Raw genomic sequence first — 20266 nt, 5'->3', positions numbered from 1 at the left:
CCCCGCGAGGCCGGGGCGTCGTGGGGGACGCTCAGGGCCGGATGCCGTCGAGGGCGAGGCCGAGCAGGCGGAGTGCCGTCGGCGGATCGCCCTCGGTGGCCTGGGCGACCGCCTCCACCAGAGCGAGCAGGTCGTCCGGGGAGACTCCGGGGCGGACGGCGGCTGCCGCGAGGGCGCGATCCGTCAGCGTCACGGTCGCCTCCCGCATGACGGCGTGGCAGGTGTCGCCGGCCGACGGGCCGGCGCCCGCCCCGGCGGCCAGCGAAGCGGGCAGGCCGCGGGTGTTCACGGCGGAGATCGTCAGCTCTTCCAGCCAGGTCACGAGTCCCGTCCGGGGGTCGCCGGCGGCCAGCTCGCGGGCGCGCAGGCGAAGCCGTTCGACCTCGTCGCGGAAGACCTCCTCGAGCAGCGCCTGGCGGGAGGCGAAGTGCCGGTGCAGGGTCGCGGAGCCCACGCCCGCCTCACGGGCGATCTCCTCCAGGGAGACCTGGGCCCCCTCGCGGGCGACGAGAGCCGCGGCCGTCGCGACGAGCCGCTCGTGGTTGCGCTGCCAGTCCGATCGCTGCGGCGTGGCCTTGGGGTTCGCCATGAGGACACCCTTTCATCTGGACAACCGGAGGGCCACCCCATATGTTGGGTGGCACGAAGTGGGGTGCCACCCCATATCGATCCCTGGAGGAGTGCCGTGCCTGAATCGTCATCGTTCGTGCTGGTCACCGGAGCGACCGGCAAGCAAGGAGGCGCCGTGGCCCGCGCGCTGCTTCACGCCGGCGTCCCCGTTCACGCCCTGGTGCGGGACCCCGGCTCCGAGCGTGCCACCGCCCTCGGCGCTCTGGGCGCCGTCCTCGTGCGAGGCGACCTCGACGACGTCGCGTCGCTGGAAGCGGCGCTCGACGGCGCCCGCGCCGTGTTCTCGGTGCAGACCTATGATCCCGCCGACCCGATGGGCGACTCCGAGGTCCGGCACGGGCGCAACCTCGTCGAGGCCGCCCGGGCGGCGGGCGTCGGGCACGTGGTGCACACCTCGGTGTCGGGCGCGGGCGCCGTCGACGTCGAACGCTTCGACGAGCGGCGCTGGGGCGCGCACATGCGGCACTACTGGCGCGGCAAGGCCGCGGTCGAGGACCTCGTACGCGGCGCGGGCTTCCCCCGGTGGACGATCCTGCGCCCGGCCACGTTCATGGAGAACTTCGTCCGGCCGTCGTCCTACTTCGCGGACCTGACCTCGGACCGGCTCCTCGTCGGGGTCGATCCCGACGTCCCGCTTCCCTTCGTCGCGGTCGGCGACATCGGGGCGGCCGCCGCCGCGGCGTTCGCGGAACCCGGGCGTTTTCACGGCGTCGAGCTCGAACTCGCCGGTGACGTCCTGAGCTTCCGCACCGCCGCCCGGGTGCTGTCGGAGGCCCTCGACACCACGATCGAGCTTCCGGCCGGCCCGGAGCAAGCCCTCGCGGACGGCCTGATGACCGGGCTCTTCCAGGCGCAGCAGTACATGAGCGCACATCCCGCACCGGCGCGCCCCGAGTTCGCCGCGGACCTGGGGATTCCGCTGACCGCCTTCCACCAGTGGGCGCGGGCCGTCATCGCGGCAGGAGCCTGACCGCAATCGTCCCTAGCCTCCCGGCATGGAGATGACCGAGCAAGGTCCCGAACCCCGGGGCGAGAACACTGTCAACGGATTCGTCGTCGTCGACGGAGCCGAATCCTTCATCGACTTCCTCGTCGCGGTCTTCGACGCGACGGAGCGGGAGGAGGCCCGCACCCCTGACTTCCACGCCGCGGACGGAACGCTGATCCACGCCGAAGTCAAGATCGGCAACTCGTTGATCATGGTCGCCGACCGCAAGGCCGACTGGCCGTTCACCCCGGCCCTGACCCAGGTGTACGTCGCCGACCCCGAGGAGACGCTGCGCAGAGCGGTCGCACGCGGCGCGACCGTCGTCACGCCGGCTTCCCCCTTCTACGGCGGATACGGCATCGCCCGGTTCCTCGACCCCTGGCACAACCTGTGGTGGCTGTTCTTCCCGGCGGCGGAGACCGGCCCGGCGGACGGGGAGGAGCCGAGCTGGGAGGAGCCCGCCGAACCCGGCCCCGTGTACGCGACGCTGCTCGAGGCGATGGCCACCCTGGCCGCACCAGCGCGATCGAGCCGGCGTTCGTCGGCGGGGGAGTGACCTTGTAGGGTCGCCGGGGGCGCATCACGGGTGAAGGGGAAGAACCGGCGTGAACGTGGGTGTCGTCGGTCAGGCGGCCGGGCTGTTCGCCATCACCAACGTCGACGACCTCGTGATCCTGGCGTTGTTCTTCGCCCGGGGCGCCGGGAGCCCGGGTGTGGCGGCGCGGGTGGTGGCCGGCCAGTACCTCGGGTTCCTGGGCATCCTGGTCGTGGCCGTGGTCGCGGCCTCCGGCGCCGCCCTTCTGCCCGAGCCGGTGCTGCCGTATCTGGGTCTGCTGCCGCTGCTCCTGGGCCTGAAGGCGGCCTGGCAGGCGTGGCGCAGCCACCGTGACGGCGAGGACGAGGGGCCCGGGGAGGCGCCGGCCGGGGGGCCGAGGGCATGGGAGGTGGCCGCGGTCACCTTCGCCAACGGCGGCGACAACATCGGCGTGTACGTGCCGGTGTTCACCACCGCCGGGGCCGGCTCGACGACCGTCCACATCGTCGTGTTCCTGGCCCTGGTCGCCGTATGGTGTGCCGCCGGCCGGTTCTTCGCCACCCGGCCGGTCGTCGCCCGGACGCTGAGCCGGTGGGGTCACGTACTGCTGCCGCTCGTGCTGTCAGGCATCGGCGTGGCGATCCTCGTCGAGGGCGGCGCCTTCGGCCTGTAGGTCCCGCGCGCCGCCGTCCCGCGGTCCGTCGAGCCGGGTGAGGAGGTCGTCGAGGGTCTGGCCGAGGGCTTGGGCGTTGGCCGGGGTGAACCAGGTGGTGCGGACGCGTTCGTTGCTGCCGTTCGGGGTCTCGTGGTCGGCCGCGAGCTGGTGCAGGGAGCGGGTCCGGTCGCTCAGGGAGCGGCCGACGCCCTGGAAGAGACCGCGGACGTAGCTGTCGGCGGCCTCCGGGGCGATGCCGTGGCCGGTGGCCCACGACGCGATCGTGGCGAGGTAGGAGTAGTGGGCGGTCAGCGTTCCCGTCAGTGCGGAGAAGACGTTGAAGGCCGCCTCGTCCTCGACCGGGAGCACCCCGCCCAGCCGCGCGAAGAGGTCGTCGACGACCGGGTGCGCGGGGTGCGTCACGGTGACGGAACGGCGCTCGCGGACGGCGGGCAGGGGGATGGCCCGTACCAGCGGGGCGCCGGTGGCCAGCGTCCGGCCCAGGTCGTCGTTGCCGACCCCGGCCATCACGTTGACCACGACCCTGTCGTCGCCCACGGTCAGGCCGGCCAGCGCTTCGTGCCGATCGTCGCGGCGCACGGCGATGATCACGATGTCGGAGCGGTTCAGCACCTCCTGGTTGCCCGCGCACACCCGTACGCTCTCGTAGCGCCTGGACAGTTCGGCGGCCGTGCGAGCTCCCCGAGGGGAGAGGAACACCTCGGGAGCGTCGCCGGCCCCCTCGCACAGGCCCGTCACGATCGCCCGGCCGATCTCACCCACCCCGATGACGCCGACGCGCTTCATCGTGCCTCCTTCTTCCGTACGGGTCAGCGGCGGACGCTGATACCGGCATGACGCTGCTCCTGTTCGTCGGAGGCATCCGGACCCGGCCGACGCTAGTCGAACCCCCGATCGAACCGATGGAGAATTATCGTCCCCACGCGCAAGAATCTTGCGCGCTGAACCTAGGCCGGGCGAGGCGCGCAGACCGGCACCGGCCGGGCCGGCACGCCGCGGGACGTCGCCGAGACCGTGCACCGGCTCGCCTCACCCGGCGCGGGCCACGTCACGGCCCAGGTCGTCCAGGTGAACGGCGGAGCCGAGCGTGGCCGCCGAGCCGCCGCGCGACGGCGCCGACGACATCCAGGACGCCTGGCCGCGGGAGCTGCCCGGCATCCCGGCTTCGGGGTGTGTGACGTGACGCCCGCGTACGTCCATGCCGCTCCCCGTCAGGTCAGAGGGAGTTCTGCCATGGCGTCCGCCAGCTGCCCGGCAGTGTCTCCGGCGGCCCACACGTGCCCGTCGGGGCGCATGAGCATGGCGTCCGTGGGCCAGGGCAGCTCGGTCTCGTACAGCTGGAGGTCCGCGCTCACGGCGAGGTCCTTCAGCGCCGGGGTGGCCTCCTGGGCCAGCAGCACCGGGCGGCCCTCGCGCAGCAGGCGCAGCTGCTCGCGGGTGGCCGGGAGGCGCCGGCCTGCCAGGGGATGGGCTCCCGGATAGCGTACGGCCAGCGCCGTCAGCGTGTCGGCCAGCTCGGCCGCCACGTCGGGATGGGCGCGCAGCAGGTCCGCCATGAACCGGCGCAGGGACAGGCCCTCCTCGGTGGTGGCGGTGATCAGGGCGGTCTGGGCCTTGGTGTGTTCGACCAGGGACTCGCCGACGGGGTGGCGTTCCTGGTGGTAGGTGTCCAGCAGGGACGCCTCCGCCCGGCCCCGCTGGACCGCGGCCAGCTTCCACCCCAGGTTCATTGCGTCCTGCAGGCCCACGTTCAGCCCGACACCGCCCGCCGGGAAGTGCATGTGCGCGGCGTCGCCCGCCAGGAACACCCGGCCCTTCCGGTACTGTGCCGCGAGCCGGGTGGCGTTGCCGAAGCGGGACAGCCACACGGGGGAGTGCATGCCGAAGTCCGTGCCCGCGATCCGTTGCGTCGTCTCCCGCAGGGACTCCAGGGTCGGGGTGAGGGTTGAGGGGGCGTACCCGGTGACGCGGTAGCGCCCGCCGGGGATCGGGGCCACGATCAGCGCGCCGTGCGCGTTGTGCCAGGTGCCCGGCCGTTCCGGCGGGTCGGCCAGCTCGACGTCGCCGAGGAAGCCGAAGATGGTCGAGTCGGTGCCGGGGAAGCCGATGCCCGCCGCCTGGCGTACGGTGCTGCCCGCGCCGTCCGCCCCGACCACGTGGTCCGCGGTGATCTCGTACGCGCCGTCGGGCCCGCTGACCCGCAGCGTCACGCTCTGTTCGTCCTGGCTCAGCCCGGTCACCCGGTGCCCGCGCCGGATCACCACCCCGAGGGCCAGGGCGTGCTGTTCGAGCAGTTCCTCGGTGCGCAGCTGCGGGTGCGCGAGCATGAACGGGAACGGCGTGGCCAGCTCCCGGAAGTCCAGGCGGGCGGGCAGCATGCCGAAGTGCCCGTCCGGCACGGGCAGCCCGCCGTCGAGGAAGGCCTGTTCCTGCCCGCGCATCGCCAGCACCTCGATCGTGCGCGGGTGGATGGCCAGCGCCTTGGAGTGCGGGCTGCGCTGCTCGGCCCGTTCCAGGACCAGCGGTCGCCCGCCGCCCAGGGCCAGCTCCGCAGCCGTCCACAGCCCGACCGGGCCCGCGCCGACCACGACGGTGTCGTGTGCGTTCACAGTGATCACTCTCCGTTGCGTTGAGGTGTGGCGCGGGCGTGGTCGTGGATCGAGGTGACCGCCCCGCACGTGTTACAAACTGGTAGTGCGGTTACAGCCGGATGAGAGGAAATCGAGATGGCGTCAGCGCGACAGATCGCTGGTCCGTGCCAGGCGTGGCCGGAGGACAGCGCCTTCATCCGTGAGGTGCTCGACCGCATCGGCGACAAGTGGACGGTGCTGACCATCAGCACCCTGAACGCCGGCCCGCTGCGCTATTCCGACCTGCAGGCGAGCATCCCGGGAATCTCCCAGCGGATGCTGACCCAGACGCTCAAGCATCTCGAGCGCGACGGCCTGATCACCCGGACCGCATACGCCGAGGTCCCGCCGCGAGTGGAGTACGAGCTGACGAAGCTGGGCCGGTCGCTGATCGACGCGGTGACGGCGATGGCCGGCTGGGCCGCCACCCATCACGGCGAGATCGCCCGCAACCGGGCCGCCAGCGAGCTCATCGGAGTCGGCCGGGGCAGATCCGGCCGGGTCCGCGACGCCTGATGTGGCATCAAGGGGGCCATTTCCCTCACCTCACTCGTAGTGCGTAACACCATCATGAGTGAGTAAGAGAGGGTCTACAAAAGGCACATTCAGGTGCGTGGCACCGCCCCCCAGGCGCCACGCACTCCCGTCTACAGGTGAATCAGATGGATCAGCGGCGCACCCGGTAGCGCAGGTGAAGCACCCGGTTGCCCTGGATCACCACGTCGGGATCCTCCAGCAGGTGCTGCGCGTGGACCGACCCGAAGTAGCGCTTGCCGGACCCGAACACCACCGGCACGACGTCCATGCGCACCTCGTCGGCCAGCCCCGCGGCGAGCACCTGGCCACCGACGTCGCCGGCGGCGACCTCGATCACGCGGTCGCCCGCGAGCTCCTGCGCCTTGGCCATGGCCGCCTCGACGCCGTCGACGAAGTGAAACGGCGCCGCCGGGTCCCAGCCCTCGGGCTGCGGCCGGTGCGTCACGACGACCACGTGGTCGATGCCGCTGGGCGGCTTTCCGTCCCAGCCGTCCGTCAGGTCGAAGACGTGGCGGCCGACGATCGTGACCCCGATCCGGTCCCAGTACGCCTTGGTGTAGTCATAGGACGTCTGCGACACCTTCAGCTCGCCGCTCTCGTCCAACGGGACGTCACCGCCGGTCAACCAGTCGAACAGCGGTCCGGGCAGGTCGTTCTCGTCCGCGATGAAGCCGTCCGCCGACACCGAGCTGTACATGACCACCTTGCCCACGGGGCCCCTCCTCCATTTTGGGTGCCCTCAAGTTAGCGTGCCGTGAGCTGCCGCTCTTGTAAGAAATCAATCGGCCGGCAGCGGCCAGCCGTCCAGCGCATGGCCGGGATGCTCGCGCAGGAACCGCCGCCGGACCTCGACGTACCGGGTCGGCGTGAGCCCGGTGAACGCCCGGAACTCGTGGCCGAAGTGGGCCTGGTCGAAGTAGCCTGCGCCACCGGCGAGCTCGCCCCAGTCGATCGGTCCGGCGGGGTCGATCGCGAACACGGTGGCGGTGAAGCGGTGGGTGCGGGCCAGCCGCTTCGGCGTGACGCCGATGACCTCCTTGAACCGCTGCGCCAGATGCGTGCTGCTGACACCGGCCGCCGCGCTCAGGTCGCCGATCGCCACCGCCCCGCCGGCCGCCGCGATGACGCCGCTCGCATGGCGGACCAGCCCCAGGCCGGTGGTCTCGCGCAGCCGTCGCGTCAGCTCCTGTTCGAGCAGCGTCAGCATCTCGTCCGGGCCGTCCGCCGTGGCCAGCCGGTCCCGCAGCTCGGCGACGGCGGGCCGGCCCCAGATCTGCTCCACCGTCACCGGCCGGTCGCACAGCTCGGCCGCGGGCATCGGCAGGAACGGCGCCAGCCCCCACGGCTTGAAGTGCACGCCGACGGACCGGGTCCGCGGCGGGTAGCCGAACTCCAGCGCGCGGGTGGGCATGGTGACCACGCAGCCGTCGGCGTACTCGGCCGTCTTGAGGTCGGCGCCGGCGCGGATGCGGAACGGCGCCCCGAGGTTGACGATGAGCAGCGCCGCCGGCATCGGCGGCAGCGTCAGCCGGGCGTACGGCGACGCGCCCTCCAGGTAGTAGAGGTCGTCGATCAGCCTGTCCAGCGGCGGACGCGGCACTCTGGACACGTACTCCACGCCCACAGTATCGCCGACGCCGTCCGACCGGGCGCGATGAGTTCCGCCGCCGAGAACGGTCCACCCCATGACCCTTGGAGGACGGGCCGGAACCACCGGGCCGAGCGGTAACCAGAGGAGGACCCTCATGGGCAAGGTCTTCAGCCACATGACGATGTCGCTGGACGGATACATCGCGCAGCCGGATGACCAGGTCGGCGAGCTGTTCGACTGGTACGAGGCTGGGGACGTGGTCGTGCCGAACCCGAACGAGGACATCTCGGTCAAGGTCGACGAGGCGGGTGCGAAGGCATGGCGGGACCTGACCGAGAACACCGGCGCGCCCATCGCCGGCCGCCGCCTGTTCGACATCGCCGGCGACCGGAACGTCACGATCGCCAGAGCGAACGTGACGCAGCAGGCCCTCGCCCTCGGCCTGGTGGACGAGGTGTGCGTCAGCCTGGCCCGTCGCTGAGCTCGGCGCGCCGGGCCTCGCTCCGGTCACTTCCTCCAGTTCTCGCCCGGCGCCCGGCCCGGGGAGGGCTTGCCGACGAGGGTGATGGGGGCGAAGAAGCAGCTCCTGCCGATCGCCATGCACAGCGTCACGAGCGCCTTCTCGTCGTAGTGGGCGGACGCCCTGGCGAACAGTTCGTCCGGGACGCGCTCGCCGGACGGGTTCGGGGTGAGAATGGCGTCCACCAGCTCCAGCGCGACCAGCTCCGCGCCGGTGAAGTAGTGGGGCGCGTCCCGCCAGCTCGCCACGGCGGTGATGCGCTCCTCCGGCTCCCCGTCCTCGCGCAGATGGCCCGACTGCACGACCGTGTGGTACGTGCTGCCGATGAGCTGGCCGATCCGGAGCTGGGCCAGCAGGATCGTGGTCCGCGGGACCGAGCCGTTCTCGGCGGCTTTGGTCATTCCTCCGGCGATCGCCCCCAGCTCGGGCACGAACGTGCTCGGATCGGAGAGACGCGATTCGGGACCGCTCGGCGCGGTCGTGGCGTGTTCGGTCATGACGAGGTCGTCCTCTCGGCTATGGGGGTTTCCGGATCTACCACTGGCCGGGCCGGTAGGTGCCGGGGGCGGGCTGCGCGGTGATGATGTTCATGCGGTTGAAGGCGTTCATCACGGCGATGTGCGCCACCAGGGCGGCGAGCTGGTCCTCGTCGTAGTGCCTGGACGCCGCCGCCCACGTCTCGTCGCTGACGCCTCCGGCGGCGTCGGCGACGCGGGTGCCCTCTTCCGCGAGTGCCAGGGCGGCCCGCTCGGCGTCCGTGTAGACCGGCGCCTCCCGCCAGACCGGGACCAGGTTGATCCGCAGCGAGGTCTCTCCCGCGTGCTCGGCGTCCTTGGTGTGGATCTCGACGCAGGGCGCGCAGCCGTTGATCTGGCTGATGCGGAGTGCCACCAGCTCCTTCGTGAGCGGCGGCAGGGACGAGTCCGTGACGACCTTGCCCGCCGAGATGACGTACTTCGCGGCCTTGGCCCCGACCGGGTTCTCGGCGTAGTTGAAACGGCTCTCCATGACGATCTCCTCGCTGCTTCGGTTGTCACACCTCAGAGACGAAGGAGCCGGGACGCCCGGGACGACCGGCCGGCATGACGCACGTCACATCGGGGAGAAGCTTTCGCGGAGCATGTCCGTCTTCTGCCGGTGGCTTCGACCGCCGCCCGGAAGTCCGGGTCCTCCCCGGAGTTCACGCCTGTACGGTCGATCTCCGTAACCCGGGAAGCTCCCGGGTGATCTTCTGGACGGCCGGCCACCTACGGACCTCAATGGGCGGCTGAGGATGCCGGGCGTGCGTCCCCGGCATACCGCAGACATACCGCTCGTCCGTATCGTCCCCTCCACATCGACCCAGGAACGAAAGGGACATGAGAATCATGCGGCTATCGGTCGGAATCATCGCTCTGACAGTCTCCGCCGGACTGCTCGCGGGAGCCCAGCCGGCGAGCGCCGCCACGACGCAGGCAGCAGCGGCGTGCAGCGTCAGCCCGGGCATCCCGTACAAGGACGGCGCGCACGTCGAGGGCACGGTCACGTGGGTCGGCGACTGCGGGCAGATGACGCTGAAGGTGCAGCGCAAGCGGTGGTACGGCTGGCAGACCATGAACTCGGACACCTGGACCAAGGACTCCGACAAGAAGGTCGGATTGCCGGCGAGATGCGGTGACGGCACCTACGACTGGCGCGTCTGGGTCTACGCGGAGAAGGCCGGCGGCTTCACCAACAGGAGCAGGAGGATCACCTGCTGATCCCGGGCTCGTGAGGACCTTGCGGGGCGCGCATCAGGCGTGGCCCCGCATTCACGTCTCCGGCGGTGTTTCGCTGCCTCGTTGATTAAAAGCGGAACATCTCGGCGAATCGGCCGAGCAGCACGGGATCGCCCTCGGCACGCAGGCTGCCGTCGCGGAGCAGCTCATCCGCGGTCTTGCCGCCACCCATCAGTTCGCGGACGGGGTGGCCGCTCAACCGCTCGATGACGAGGTCGGGGGCCGGGTGCGGGCCGATGCCGACCTCGAGTTCGCCATCGCTGACCTGCAAGCGGAACGTGAAGTCACCCAGGCGGATCTCGTAACCCGCCGTGACCCCCCGGGCCGCCTGTGCCCGGAATGCTGTACGGAACGACATGGCGACCGATTCGGCGGTGACGAGCTCGCCGGGGCGGGGCTCGGTGAGCGTCCGCGCGCCCCAGCGGCCCAGTGCGATCAACGCGGGTTCGAGGTCGCGTCCGTAGTCGGTAAGCTCGTAGACGACGGCGCGATCGGGGTACGGGAGCGCGCGACGGGTGACCAGCGCCGCCTCTTCCAGCTGCTTGAGGCGGGCCGACAGGATGTTGGTCGGGATGGCCGGCAGGCCATTGCGCAGGTCTGTGTAGCGCTGGGACCCGGTGAGCAGGTTGCGGATGACCAGCATGGTCCACCGTTCGCCGACCATCTCCATCGCGCGGGCCAGGCCGCAGAACTGTCCGTACTCCCTCGGCGCCATGGTGGCAATCCTAGCCCATACTTCAGTTGACAAAGCGTACTTGCAAAAGACAAGCTTACAGCCCACGGGGTCGCGAAGCATCCCCGCTGAAGAATGGAGAAGCGCATGTCGTTCCAGGCCTACCTCGACAACATCGAGGACAAGACCGGACTGACCCCTCGTGAGTTCATCGCTCTGGCGAAGGAACGCGGCTTCGACGCCCCGTCCGTGAAGGCCGGAGTGATCGTCGACTGGCTGAAGCAGGACTACGACCTCGGGCGCGGGCACGCGATGGCGCTGGTGCACGTCATCAAGAAGGGGCCGAAGATCGACGCCAAACACGTCGGCAGCTCGGGCTCCCACCGCGACGCGTCCGACACGCTTTGGCTGGACGGCAAGGACAACCGGCCTTGACGAGCCGGATGAACATCGGCACCCGGCGGTGTCCGGAACCGCCACACATGACGGAACTCGTGGCTGTCAGGGGTACACGTGAGCAGCCTGGGAAGCTGCGGGACGATCTTCCTGTCTTACGGATCATGCGCAAGATCGCGACCGCGGCACTCACCGGTTCCGGCATCCTCGTCCTTTCGTCCGCCTGCACCACGCCGCCCGAGTCCGCTTCCCCGGAGTCGTGCGCGTTCACCTGGTCCGGCATCGAGGGCCGCGACGTCCTCACAGCGGTTTCCGAAGCGAGAACGCTGGCGAAAGGCGAGAAGTGGGTCCCGACCATGAAGGTGCTGCGGTCGGGCGTCGCGCAGGTGACCGGGGTGAAGCTCGACAACCCGCAGCAGGCGATCACGTCGTTGGGCAAGCGGGTCGGCCGGTCGTTGGCCCCCATCGGCCAGGCGTACCCGTCCCGAGGCCGTCACGGTGAGAACTCCTTCGGCGCCCCGGGACGGTACGTGGTCCACCAGGTGGCGCCTCACCTGGTGGACGCCGACTTCGTCGTGGAGTGCGACGGGAAGCGCCTCGGCTCAGGACACGCCACCTCCTGGCAGCACGGCGACGCCGGCGGAACGGCAGAGTGCGGCACCAAGGCCGGGGACCAGAGCCGCATCGCCCGCATGGCGATCGAACTGGCCTGCTAGCGGCTCAACGGCCCTGCGAGGTCGGCCCGGGGGCGGTAGGTGACCAGGCAGTTGCGGCCCGGATGGTTGATCACCATGTGTGCCCGCTCGATGGGTTCGTCCCGAGCGCCCGGCGGGAGTGAGAGCTCACCACCACGCAGGATCGTGTGGAGCAGCGCGCCGCTCTGCGCCATCGTGTACGGCTTGCCGGGGCACAGGTGGGCGCCGAGCCCGAACGGCAGCCAGCTTCCCGGCGCCGGGCGCGTGTCGAGGAAGCGTTCGGGCCTGAAGGCCGAGGGCGCGGGGAAGTGGCGGGCGTCGTGATGCAGCGAGCGCAGGTGGACCAGCAGCGTCGTGCGTGGCTCGATGACGTAGGGACCGAGCCGGCAGGCGTGCCGGGTGACGCCGAGGGGCTTGAAGGCGACGGGCGGGCGCTGCCGCAGCGCCTCGCAGGCCACGGCGGTGGCGAACGCCTCGCCGTCGCCGGCCAGCGCCTCCGCCGTCAGCCGCGCCATCGCCTCCGGGTGCCGCAGCAGCCGTTCCACGGCCCAGGCCAGGCCCACGGCGGTGGTCTCGTGCCCGGCCAGCAGCAGCGCCATCATCTGGTCGCACAGCGCCGCGTCGGTCAGCCCTGACCCGGACGGAGTCCGCGCCGCCATCAGCGAGCCGAGCACGTCGTCCCCCTGCCCGGCGGGGTCGCGGCGGCGGCGTTCGATCTCCGCGCCGATCAGGCGGACGCACTGCTCACGTAGCCGGTGGAACGATCGCCATGCCGCGACCGCGCCCGTACGCCGCATCATGTAGCGGACCTGCGTCGACGGCGCGTGCAGCCGCGCCCGCAGCGCGGCGAACGGCGCGCGCCAGGCCGCCAGCCGGTCGCCTTCGACGCCGAGCAGGACGCCCAGGAAGATGTCGAAGACGGTGTCGCTCAGGTGAGGCAGCAGCTCGAAGGGGACGCCCACCGGCCATGAGGTCATCGCCCGGCTCACGGCGGCCGACATGAGGGCGCGGTGCCGTTCGAGAGCGCTGCCGCGCAGCGGAGGAAGGAGAAGCTTGCGGACCTGGAGGTGCTCCGAGCCTTCCAGCGCCAGGATCGAGCGCGGACCCGCCGCCAGGTCGAGCGGGCCGCCCTCGAACGGGGCCAGCAGCCGCTCCCTGGCCGAGGACGCCTGCCTGACGTGGTCGGCATCGCGCAGCATCGCCACGCGCCCGACGCCGGGGTTCCACATGGTGAAGATCGGGCCGTACCGGTCGAAGGTCCGCTCGATCCAGGTCTCGCCCTGGCGCTGATACTCCAGCAGCGCCCGGATCCCGAGCCGCGCGGGGCGCATCTGCGAGGTCATGGGCTCAGGAGGCCGGGGTGAAGATCAGCGTGGCGTTGTGGCCGCCGAACCCGAACGAGCTCGACACCACCGCCCCGGACGGGAGCGGGCGCGGCCGGCGCACCACGTCGATGTCACAGCGCTCGTCCGGTTCGTCGAGGTTGGCCGTGGGCGGGATGGTCAGCTCGGTGAGCGTCAGCACGCTCGCCACCGCCTCGATGGCTCCGGCGGCGCCGATGGCGTGACCGGTCACGCCCTTGGTGGAGGTCACCGGCGGGCTGTCCGGCCCGAACAGGCGGGCGATCGCCTGGGCCTCGGCCAGGTCGTTGAGCTGGGTGCCGCTGCCGTGGGCGTTCACGTGCGCGACCGCGTCCGGGGTCAGGCCCGCGTCGGCGAGCGCCGCGCGCATGCTGCGGTACGCCCCCTGCCCCTGCGGGTGGGGAGCGGTCAGGTGGTGACCGTCGGAGGTGCGGCTGTATCCGGCCAGTTCGGCATGGACGCGGGCGCCGCGGCGCAGCGCGTCCTCCAGCGGCTCCAGGACCAGGAACGCCGCCCCCTCGGCCAGGACGAACCCGTCCCGGGCGGTGTCGAACGGCCTGCTGGCCCGCTCGGGCTCGGCGGTGCGCCGCGACAGGGCCCGGCAGCGGTCGAAGGCCAGCAGCATGGTCGCCGTGATGCACGCCTCGGTCCCGCCCGCCACCACCAGGTCGGCCGAGCCGTCACGCAGCAGGCGGGCCCCCTCGCCGATGGCGTGGGCGCCGGAGGCGCACGCCGTCGCCACCGTGAAGCTCGGCCCCAGGAGACCGTGATGCATGCTGATGGCGGCGGCCGGCGCGTTGGCCATGATCATGGGGACGAACCGGGGCGGCGGATTGCCGCGCCCCGCGTAACGGCTGTCCAGCATGTTCCGCTCGTACGTCTCGGTGCCGACGAAGCCCGTGCCCGTCACCACGGCGCGACGCTCAGGAGGCGCGGTGATCGCACCGGCGTCGGCCAGTGCGTCACCGGCCGCGCACATCGCCAGCAGCGCCACCCGGTCGAGCTGGCTCGCCTGCTTCGGGGTCAGGTAACCGGCCGGGTCCAGGCCGCCGATCTGGCAGGCGAAGTCCACCGCCAGCCCTTCGGTGTCGAAGGAGGTGATCGTCCGCGCGGTGGAGCGCCCGCCGAGCAGCGTGTTCCACAGCTCCTTCGGGTTCGCGCCGGCCGGGGTGCGCACGCCCAGGCCCGTCACCGCGATGCGCGTCCGTGGCGGCATCAGGCCCGCTCTCCGGCGAGGTGGCGGGCCTGGTCCAGCACGTCGGCCACGGTTCGCACGTCCGCGAGCGTCTCGCGGGGGATCGGCCCCCACACCTCCTCCAGGGCGACGTGGATCTCGGCGAGGTCCAGGCTGTCGGCGTCCAGATCCTCGCGCAGCCGGGCCTGCGCCGTGATCAGCCGCGGGTCCGTCTTCAGGACCTGCGCGCAGGTGTTCCGCACCACGGTCTCGATCTCGTCGTCGCTCACGGTCCCACTCCCGTCGCTCGGCCAGGGCGGCCACATCCGGGCCAGTCTCGGCGACGGGGGCGGCCTGCCAGGCAGGACACGGCGGGTGCGGGGCGGAGTTGATCGAATTTTGGCGGTGCGGGACGAGGCGGCGCGTCACACGCCGTGATCAACGGGGTCGTTCCTATCCTGACCGTAGTTGATCTAGAGGAGGCCGCCATGGGGGCGCCGTTGTACGCGCAGGTCACGGACGTGGCGCTGCATCTGCCCGGCACCAGCCTCACCACGGCCGAGCTCGAGGACCGGCTCGCCGGCCTCAATCCCGGCGTGCCGATCCCGCGCAAGCTGATCGAGTGCGTCACCGGCGTGAGCAGCCGTCATGTGGCGGACGCGGACCAGCGGGCCCGCGACCTCGCGGTGACGGCGGCCCGCGACCTGCTGGCGCGCACCGGACACCCGCCGGCGGCGCTGGATCTGATCATCTTCGCCGGCGTGTCCCTGGACGCGGTGGAGCCGGCCACCGCGCACATGGTGGCGGCCGAGCTGGGGGCGGGCTGCGCCGCCTTCGACGTGCGCAACGCCTGCAACAGCGTGCTGAACGCGATCGAGCTGGCTGACACGCTGATCACCGCGCGCCGCTACCGTACGGTCCTGGTCGTCTGCGGTGAGGTGGCGACCAGCGCCATCCGCTGGCGCGTGGGCTGCGAGCAGGAGTTCCGGGCCGCCATCCCGTCCTACACGGTGTCGGACTCCGGGGCCGCGCTGCTGCTCGAGGCCGCGGCCGTCCCCGGGATCATGGGGCACCGCTTCTGCGCCGTGCCGGAGTTCTGGCCCGCGGCGGTCATGCCGTTCCGGCGGCTGGAATCAGGCGGGCACGTGACCGGCCCGTTCAGCGTCGACGCCGTGGGGCTGGCCGTGGCCGTGCACAAGCTCGACCTGGACGTGCTGACGCAACCGCTGCGGGAGCACGGCGTCGGCTGGGACGACCTGGCCGCGATCTGCGTCCACCAGGCGTCGTTGCCGTCGCTGCGCTCGTTCTGCGAAGGCGCGGGCATTCCCCTGGACAAGGTCGTCGTGACCATCGCCGAGCACGGCAACCTCGTCGCCGCCACCCTTCCCGCGCAACTGCACGAGGCGGCGCGGAGCGGGCGGGTGCGGCGCGGCGATCTGGTCGCCCTCGTCGGGGTGGCCAGCGGCCTCAGCGCGGGAACGGTGCTCCTGCGCTGGTGAGCGGCCGGCCGCGCCGCCGTACGTCAGGCCAGGCCGCCCACGGGCTGCCCGTGGAAGCGGCCGCCGTAGCAGCTGAGACGGGTCGGGCTGGTGGCGCTCGGCACCACCACGCCCGAGCCGAGCAGGCAGTCGGCCATCGAGACCGCCTGGATCGGGGTCGCGGACGCGGCGGTGGCGCCGGCGAAGGGCAGCGCCACGGCCACCGCGAGGATGCCGAGTGCCATCGTGATCCGCGCCATGACGTGCTCCGTTACGTAGAGTGACGACCGATGTGTGTGCTAGCTACCGCATCGAGCGGCGTTTGAAACGAGGTCCGGAACGCCACTCCTTCGTGCTGCTTCGGCCGCGCCGACCGATGTGCAGTGAGTGATCGTGATAGTACGGAAAGTGTTGAAGGGTGCTGCGACCGCATGCGCGGCGCCCGCGAGCACGCGAACGTGGCCGGACCATCAGAGGATCGACGTGGACAAGCGCACCCTGCTCCTGCTGACCGTGACCGCCGCGGCCGTCGGCATCCTCCCGGCCACAGCCGAGGCCGCCGAGGCCGGCACGCCGCGGCCCTCCACGCCGCCCGCCGCGCAGCTCACCACGCCCGCGAGCCCGCCGGAGACCACGCCCGAGAGCACGCCGCCGGACACGGTGGCCTCTCCGGTGCTGCCGGCCGCGCCCGAGGGGCCGCCGCCGGGCGCGGACGCCGCCGGGGACCCGCCGCTCATGAGCTTCTGCGTGACGCTGCAGGGGCAGGCTCTGGTCACGGCCGGGATGGCGTTCATGACGGGCGGCGGCGTACAGAACGTCCCGCTCCTGGCGGTGGCCCCGTGCCCGGCCGGCAACAACGCCGCCACCCGCCTCCCGTAGCTCGACCCGCCGGCACGGAGAGGTGTGCTCATGCCGCTCGGCACCGTCCGCCGTCGCAGCCGCGACGTCCCCGCACCGGGCACGGCCCGCCGGGGCGGCAGCCGCCGCGGCGCCGTCCTGGCCCGCCTGGGAGCCGCCTCGGCCGCGCACGCCCGGCTGGTCGTGGCGGTCTGGCTGGTGCTGAACGCCGCCGCGGCCGCCCTGGTGCCCGGCCTGCTGCAACGGCTGAGCCCGCCCCCGCTGGAGCTGCGGGGTTCGGTCTCGGCCGAGGCCGCCGCCTTGATCGCCCGCAGCTTCCCGCACCAGGGCGACGAGCAACTGGTGCTCGCGTTCGACTCCGCGACGCTCCGCTCCCGCGACCCGCGCTACCAGCGGGCGGTGGCGGCGGTGGTGGAGGCGCTGCACGCCCGCCCGGACATCGGCGGCCTGCAGCCGCTACCCTCGCCCGCCCAGGTCAACCCCCATCACGCGTACGTGATGGCCGGCGTGCACGGCGACGAACGCGCCCGCCAGCGGAACCTGCCCGGCCAGATCGCGACGGCCGCGCGGGCGGCCCGCGACGCCTCCGGCGGGACGGTGACGGTCACGCTGGTGGGCGTGAGCCCGGTGTTCGCCGAGCTGATCCGCGCCGACCTGGACGACCTGCGCCGCATGGAGCTGGTGACGGTTCCGCTGATCCTGCTCCTGCTCGTCGTGGGACTCGGGGCGGCCGGGGCCGTGGCCGTGCCGCTGCTCGTGGCGGGCGGGGCCGGGCTGCTCAGCCTGGGGGTGCTGGCGCTGGGCGGCGCCGCCATCGGGATCGACTCGACGCTGCTGACCGCGACCGTGACGATCTGCCTGGCCCTGGGGCTGGACTACTGCCTGCTCATCCTGCTGCGCTACCGCCAGGGCCGCCGGGAGGGCAGCGGGCCGCGCGAGGCCGCCGCTCACGCCGTCGCCACGGCCGGCAGCACCGTCTGCTGGTGCGCGACGATCATCATGATCACCGCCGCCTGCATGCTGATCATCCCCGCGCCGGCGGTGCTCAGCATGGCGCTGGCGGCCGTGCTGGCCGCGTTCCTCACGCTCACGGCGGCCCTGACCCTGGCTCCCGCGCTGCTGGTGCTCCTCGACCGGCGGCTGGAGCCGACGAGGCGGCTCTGGCGTGCCCGGCGGGACGATCGCCCGCCCGCCTGGCTGCGCATCGCCGGGCACCTCATGCGCCGCCCCGGCCGGTACGCGCTCGCCGCCGCCCTCCTCCTGCTGCTGGCCGCCGTCCCCGCGCTGGACCTGCGCCTGGGCCTGCACTTCGACCGCCACACCCTGGCCAGGACCGGCGTGGGCCACGGGCTCGCCCAGATGGAGGACGACCACCTCGCCAACCTGACCCTGCTGGCCCTGCCCCACGCCCCCGGCACGGGCCCGGTCGATCCCAGCGCGCTCACCGCCGCCCTCGAACGCGATCCGCGCGTGACGATGACCGGCGCCATCGACAACGGCCGGGACCTGACGCTGGTCACCATCGCCGGCCGCGGCGCCCCCGACAGCACCGACGCCGCCGACCTGGTGCGCGACATCGGCCGGACGGCCCAGGAGTCGCTGCCCGCCGGCCAGCGGGTGCTCATGACGGGGGCGGCGGCCATGCTGGCCGAGGTCTACGACGAGATGCGCGGCCGCGCGTGGCAGGTGATCGCGCTGGTGCTGCTGGCGTCGTTCGTCCTGCTGCTGATCACCTTCCGCAGCCTGCTGATCCCGCTGAAGGCGATCGCCATGAACCTGCTGTCCGTGGGAGCCACCCTCGGCCTGGTCACCCTGTGCTTCCAGGGCACGGGCTCCACCGGTGACATCAACGCGGCGGTGCCGCTGCTGGCCCTGACCGTCGTGTTCGGCCTGTCCATGGACTACGAGGTGTTCCTGGTGCACCGCATCGCCGAGCACTACCGGCGCACCGGTGACAACACCGCCGCCGTGCTGCACGGCCTGCGGCACACCGCCCGGCCCATCACGCTCGCCGCCGCCATCATCGCCGTCACCTTCGCGGGTCTGCTGTTCACCCACCGGCACGACTTCCAGCAGGCGGGATTCGCCGTGGCCGTCGCGATCATCATCGACGCCACGCTCATCCGCATGGTCCTCGTCCCCGCGCTGATGCGCCTGCTCGGCCACCGCAACTGGTGGCTGCCCCGGCCGCTGGCCCGGCTGCTGCCGCCCCTGAGGCCGGTTGACGGCCCGCCGACCGGCTGACGCGCCCGCGCGGCTGGCGAGGTATCGGCACCTGTCGTGCTATTTCTGTAACTGATCAGTTACTCACTGCCAGGAGATGAGATGTTCACCCTGCCCGCCAGCGGACGGATCCGCAGCACGGCCCTCCCGGCCGCCGCCGCCGTCGTGTCCCTGCTCGCCGCCACGCCCCAGGTGGCCGCGCACACCGGCCAGAAGCTGGTGACCTGCACGGTCAGCACCACCCCCGGCCGGCCGATCACCCTCGACCCGCCCGTCAGCATGACCGTGCGCCGCATCACCGCCCGCGCCACCCTGGCGCTGACCCACTGCACGTCGCCCAACGGCGCCCACGCCCGGCTGCGCTCGGGCTGGCTGACCGCCCACGGCACCGGCCTGGGCTCGTGCACCAACGTCGACGACATCAGCGCCACCGGCCGGATCACCTGGTACGACGCCGCCAAGCGGCCCGCCGGCACCTCCGTGATCAAGCCCGATCACTCCGCCATCGAGGCGGCCAGGAGCGTCAAGAGCTACAACCCCGGCGACATGCTGCTCGGCGGCAAGGTGACCAAGGGACGGCTGGCCGGGGCGTCCGTGGCGGGCAGCGCCATCCCCACCTCCGACATCACCACGTGCACCACCACCGGCATCGCCGCCGTGACCGGCACCGGCAAGATCTCCTTCATCGCCTGACGGCGGCCCCGCCCACCGGTGAGCCAGGACTGCCGCCCACGCCGACGGCGGCAGCCAGCTCCGTCACCGCCGCGTCAAGGAGCCCGGCCAGGCGCTCCGTACCCCCAAGCGAGCGCGACCAGAGGCCGGAGAACACCACAGACCCGCCGCCGTGCACGATCGCCATCACGCCGCCGCCGAAGTCCAGCGTCGGCGGCACCGCGAAACACCGGTCGACCGGCAGGCCGTCACCGGCGGCTATGGCGCTCACCACCAGCCCTCCGGCGGCGCCCCGCAACAGCAGGCGCTCCATCGCCCGGGAGCCGATCACCGCGCCCGCCCCCCAGGCCAGCAGGGGAGAACGCAGCAGGTAGCGGTCGTGGCGATACCTCGACAGCCGCTCGAAGCCGGTCTCCGCCATGACGCGGCGCAGGCGTCCCCGGGGGCAGGGTTCCCCGCAGGGCAGGACGACCGGCACGCTGACGCAGCCGTTCCCCAGGCCGCCGTCGTGCAGCCGGCCGCTCAGGTTGAGCGGGAAGGAGATCGTGAGCCCCCGGCGGGCCGGCCGGCCGCGCTCCCAGTGACGCGGGTTCCACGAGCGCAGCGCGCCTGTCAGGACGGCCAGGGCCACCTGCGTGAGGCTCGCGCCGGTCTCGGCCGCGATAGCGGTCAGCGGCGCGGCGTCGCAGTGGTGGACCCGCAGCCGGGTGCCGCCGTCGGCCGTGGTGGCCGGCGGGCGCAGCCGGGCCGACCGCCCCGCCAGCCGCGCCCCGGTAGCCATCAGGCGCAGCCATCGGCCCCCCGCCGGTTTCGCGGGCGCCCGCGAAACCGGCGTGGACAACGGCTTGCCCAGCAGAACGGCGTTGACCGTC

Annotated in this window: 26 protein-coding genes; 12 read left to right on the top strand and 14 right to left on the bottom strand. The window is 72.3% G+C overall.

Going from position 1 to position 20266, the window contains the following annotated elements; translation table 11 throughout:
• Nucleotides 1-31: 31 nt before the first annotated feature.
• Entirely contained in the window at nt 32-589 is a 558-nt protein-coding gene (locus tag KME80_RS27295) for a TetR/AcrR family transcriptional regulator (RefSeq protein ID WP_219509153.1), read from the bottom strand.
• Nucleotides 590-685: 96 nt separating this feature from the next.
• Between KME80_RS27295 and KME80_RS27290 the strand changes: the two genes are divergently transcribed.
• From KME80_RS27290 to KME80_RS27280, 3 genes are read left to right on the top strand one after another with little or no spacing between them, the layout of a single operon-like run.
• Entirely contained in the window at nt 686-1600 is a 915-nt protein-coding gene (locus KME80_RS27290) for an NmrA/HSCARG family protein (protein WP_219509148.1), read from the top strand.
• Between the two features lie 25 nt (nt 1601-1625).
• Nucleotides 1626-2174 (top strand): VOC family protein, encoded by a 549-nt coding sequence (locus KME80_RS27285; RefSeq protein ID WP_219509147.1) that lies wholly within the window; start codon nt 1626-1628, stop codon nt 2172-2174.
• Nucleotides 2175-2223: 49 nt separating this feature from the next.
• Entirely contained in the window at nt 2224-2826 is a 603-nt protein-coding gene (locus tag KME80_RS27280; RefSeq protein ID WP_219509144.1) for a cadmium resistance transporter, read from the top strand.
• Here KME80_RS27280 and KME80_RS27275 read toward each other — a convergent pair.
• The 3 genes from KME80_RS27275 to KME80_RS27265 all read right to left on the bottom strand — a co-directional run bounded on the left by KME80_RS27275 (nt 2776) and on the right by KME80_RS27265 (nt 5438).
• Nucleotides 2776-3615 carry an NAD(P)-binding domain-containing protein gene (locus tag KME80_RS27275; RefSeq protein ID WP_219509143.1) on the bottom strand — a complete coding sequence of 280 codons (840 nt, stop codon included), beginning with the start codon at nt 3613-3615 and terminating at the stop codon, nt 2776-2778. The genes KME80_RS27280 and KME80_RS27275 overlap by 51 nt on opposite strands.
• A gap of 243 nt (nt 3616-3858) precedes the next feature.
• The gene (locus KME80_RS27270; RefSeq protein ID WP_219509142.1) at nt 3859-4029 is read right to left on the bottom strand and encodes a hypothetical protein; all 171 of its coding nucleotides are present in this window, start codon (nt 4027-4029) and stop codon (nt 3859-3861) included.
• A gap of 11 nt (nt 4030-4040) precedes the next feature.
• Nucleotides 4041-5438 (bottom strand): FAD-dependent monooxygenase, encoded by a 1398-nt coding sequence (locus KME80_RS27265; protein ID WP_219509141.1) that lies wholly within the window; start codon nt 5436-5438, stop codon nt 4041-4043.
• A gap of 117 nt (nt 5439-5555) precedes the next feature.
• On the opposite strand from KME80_RS27265, the gene KME80_RS27260 reads away from it, so the two are divergent.
• The gene (locus KME80_RS27260; protein ID WP_219509140.1) at nt 5556-5975 is read left to right on the top strand and encodes a winged helix-turn-helix transcriptional regulator; all 420 of its coding nucleotides are present in this window, start codon (nt 5556-5558) and stop codon (nt 5973-5975) included.
• 151 nt (nt 5976-6126) lie between these two features.
• Here KME80_RS27260 and KME80_RS52855 read toward each other — a convergent pair whose 3' ends face one another.
• Nucleotides 6127-6708 carry a dihydrofolate reductase family protein gene (locus tag KME80_RS52855; RefSeq protein WP_219509139.1) on the bottom strand — a complete coding sequence of 194 codons (582 nt, stop codon included), beginning with the start codon at nt 6706-6708 and terminating at the stop codon, nt 6127-6129.
• Nucleotides 6709-6774: 66 nt separating this feature from the next.
• Complete coding sequence (locus KME80_RS52850) at nt 6775-7614, bottom strand: helix-turn-helix domain-containing protein (RefSeq protein WP_219509138.1); 840 nt, start codon at nt 7612-7614, stop codon at nt 6775-6777.
• Between the two features lie 127 nt (nt 7615-7741).
• Here KME80_RS52850 and KME80_RS27245 point away from each other — a divergent pair, with 127 nt between their 5' ends.
• On the top strand, nt 7742-8068 hold the full coding sequence (locus KME80_RS27245; RefSeq protein WP_219509137.1) for a dihydrofolate reductase family protein: 327 nt from the start codon (nt 7742-7744) through the stop codon (nt 8066-8068).
• 26 nt (nt 8069-8094) lie between these two features.
• Here KME80_RS27245 and KME80_RS27240 read toward each other — a convergent pair whose 3' ends face one another.
• Both KME80_RS27240 and KME80_RS27235 read right to left on the bottom strand, forming a co-directional pair.
• Nucleotides 8095-8604, bottom strand: coding sequence for a carboxymuconolactone decarboxylase family protein (locus KME80_RS27240; protein ID WP_219509136.1), 510 nt, complete (start codon nt 8602-8604; stop codon nt 8095-8097).
• A gap of 37 nt (nt 8605-8641) precedes the next feature.
• Complete coding sequence (locus KME80_RS27235) at nt 8642-9115, bottom strand: carboxymuconolactone decarboxylase family protein (RefSeq protein ID WP_219509135.1); 474 nt, start codon at nt 9113-9115, stop codon at nt 8642-8644.
• Between the two features lie 359 nt (nt 9116-9474).
• On the opposite strand from KME80_RS27235, the gene KME80_RS27230 reads away from it, so the two are divergent.
• Complete coding sequence (locus KME80_RS27230; protein ID WP_219509134.1) at nt 9475-9846, top strand: hypothetical protein; 372 nt, start codon at nt 9475-9477, stop codon at nt 9844-9846.
• Between the two features lie 85 nt (nt 9847-9931).
• Here KME80_RS27230 and KME80_RS27225 read toward each other — a convergent pair whose 3' ends face one another.
• Nucleotides 9932-10579: a winged helix-turn-helix transcriptional regulator gene (locus tag KME80_RS27225; RefSeq protein ID WP_246645860.1), complete on the bottom strand. Its 648-nt coding sequence runs from the start codon at nt 10577-10579 to the stop codon at nt 9932-9934.
• A 105-nt stretch (nt 10580-10684) separates the two neighbouring features.
• Here KME80_RS27225 and KME80_RS27220 point away from each other — a divergent pair, with 105 nt between their 5' ends.
• A complete protein-coding gene (locus KME80_RS27220) occupies nt 10685-10972 on the top strand; it encodes a DUF4287 domain-containing protein (protein WP_219509132.1) in 288 nt (95 codons plus the stop codon).
• A gap of 125 nt (nt 10973-11097) precedes the next feature.
• A complete protein-coding gene (locus KME80_RS27215; RefSeq protein ID WP_219509130.1) occupies nt 11098-11649 on the top strand; it encodes a hypothetical protein in 552 nt (183 codons plus the stop codon).
• On the opposite strand, the gene KME80_RS27210 is transcribed toward KME80_RS27215, so the two are convergent.
• The 3 genes from KME80_RS27210 to KME80_RS27200 are packed head-to-tail and all read right to left on the bottom strand — an operon-like array spanning nt 11646 to nt 14453.
• Complete coding sequence (locus KME80_RS27210; RefSeq protein WP_219509127.1) at nt 11646-12971, bottom strand: cytochrome P450; 1326 nt, start codon at nt 12969-12971, stop codon at nt 11646-11648. The genes KME80_RS27215 and KME80_RS27210 overlap by 4 nt on opposite strands.
• 4 nt (nt 12972-12975) lie before the next feature.
• Nucleotides 12976-14205 carry a beta-ketoacyl-[acyl-carrier-protein] synthase family protein gene (locus KME80_RS27205; protein WP_219509126.1) on the bottom strand — a complete coding sequence of 410 codons (1230 nt, stop codon included), beginning with the start codon at nt 14203-14205 and terminating at the stop codon, nt 12976-12978.
• Nucleotides 14205-14453: an acyl carrier protein gene (locus KME80_RS27200; protein ID WP_219509125.1), complete on the bottom strand. Its 249-nt coding sequence runs from the start codon at nt 14451-14453 to the stop codon at nt 14205-14207. Before KME80_RS27200 ends, KME80_RS27205 begins: the two co-directional genes overlap by 1 nt.
• Nucleotides 14454-14651: 198 nt before the next feature.
• On the opposite strand from KME80_RS27200, the gene KME80_RS27195 reads away from it, so the two are divergent.
• On the top strand, nt 14652-15662 hold the full coding sequence (locus tag KME80_RS27195; protein WP_219509124.1) for a 3-oxoacyl-ACP synthase III family protein: 1011 nt from the start codon (nt 14652-14654) through the stop codon (nt 15660-15662).
• 23 nt (nt 15663-15685) lie between these two features.
• Here the strand turns inward: KME80_RS27195 and KME80_RS27190 are convergent, their stop codons facing one another.
• Complete coding sequence (locus tag KME80_RS27190) at nt 15686-15901, bottom strand: hypothetical protein (RefSeq protein ID WP_219509123.1); 216 nt, start codon at nt 15899-15901, stop codon at nt 15686-15688.
• A gap of 223 nt (nt 15902-16124) precedes the next feature.
• Here KME80_RS27190 and KME80_RS27185 point away from each other — a divergent pair, with 223 nt between their 5' ends.
• The 3 genes from KME80_RS27185 to KME80_RS27175 all read left to right on the top strand — a co-directional run bounded on the left by KME80_RS27185 (nt 16125) and on the right by KME80_RS27175 (nt 19415).
• Entirely contained in the window at nt 16125-16520 is a 396-nt protein-coding gene (locus tag KME80_RS27185) for a hypothetical protein (RefSeq protein WP_219509122.1), read from the top strand.
• Between the two features lie 30 nt (nt 16521-16550).
• On the top strand, nt 16551-18743 hold the full coding sequence (locus tag KME80_RS27180) for an MMPL family transporter (RefSeq protein WP_219509121.1): 2193 nt from the start codon (nt 16551-16553) through the stop codon (nt 18741-18743).
• Between the two features lie 81 nt (nt 18744-18824).
• Nucleotides 18825-19415 carry a hypothetical protein gene (locus tag KME80_RS27175; protein ID WP_219509120.1) on the top strand — a complete coding sequence of 197 codons (591 nt, stop codon included), beginning with the start codon at nt 18825-18827 and terminating at the stop codon, nt 19413-19415.
• Here KME80_RS27175 and KME80_RS27170 read toward each other — a convergent pair.
• On the bottom strand, nt 19405-20266 hold an 862-nt coding region (locus KME80_RS27170; RefSeq protein WP_219509119.1), incomplete at its 5' end, for a hypothetical protein. The genes KME80_RS27175 and KME80_RS27170 overlap by 11 nt on opposite strands.

Origin of the sequence: Nonomuraea ceibae (genome assembly GCF_019396325.1) — a bacterium.
GTDB classification, from domain to species: Bacteria; Actinomycetota; Actinomycetes; order Streptosporangiales; family Streptosporangiaceae; genus Nonomuraea; species Nonomuraea ceibae.
The sequence above is the reverse complement of the archived record's forward strand: the minus strand, read 5'-3'. Positions and strand labels throughout refer to the sequence as shown.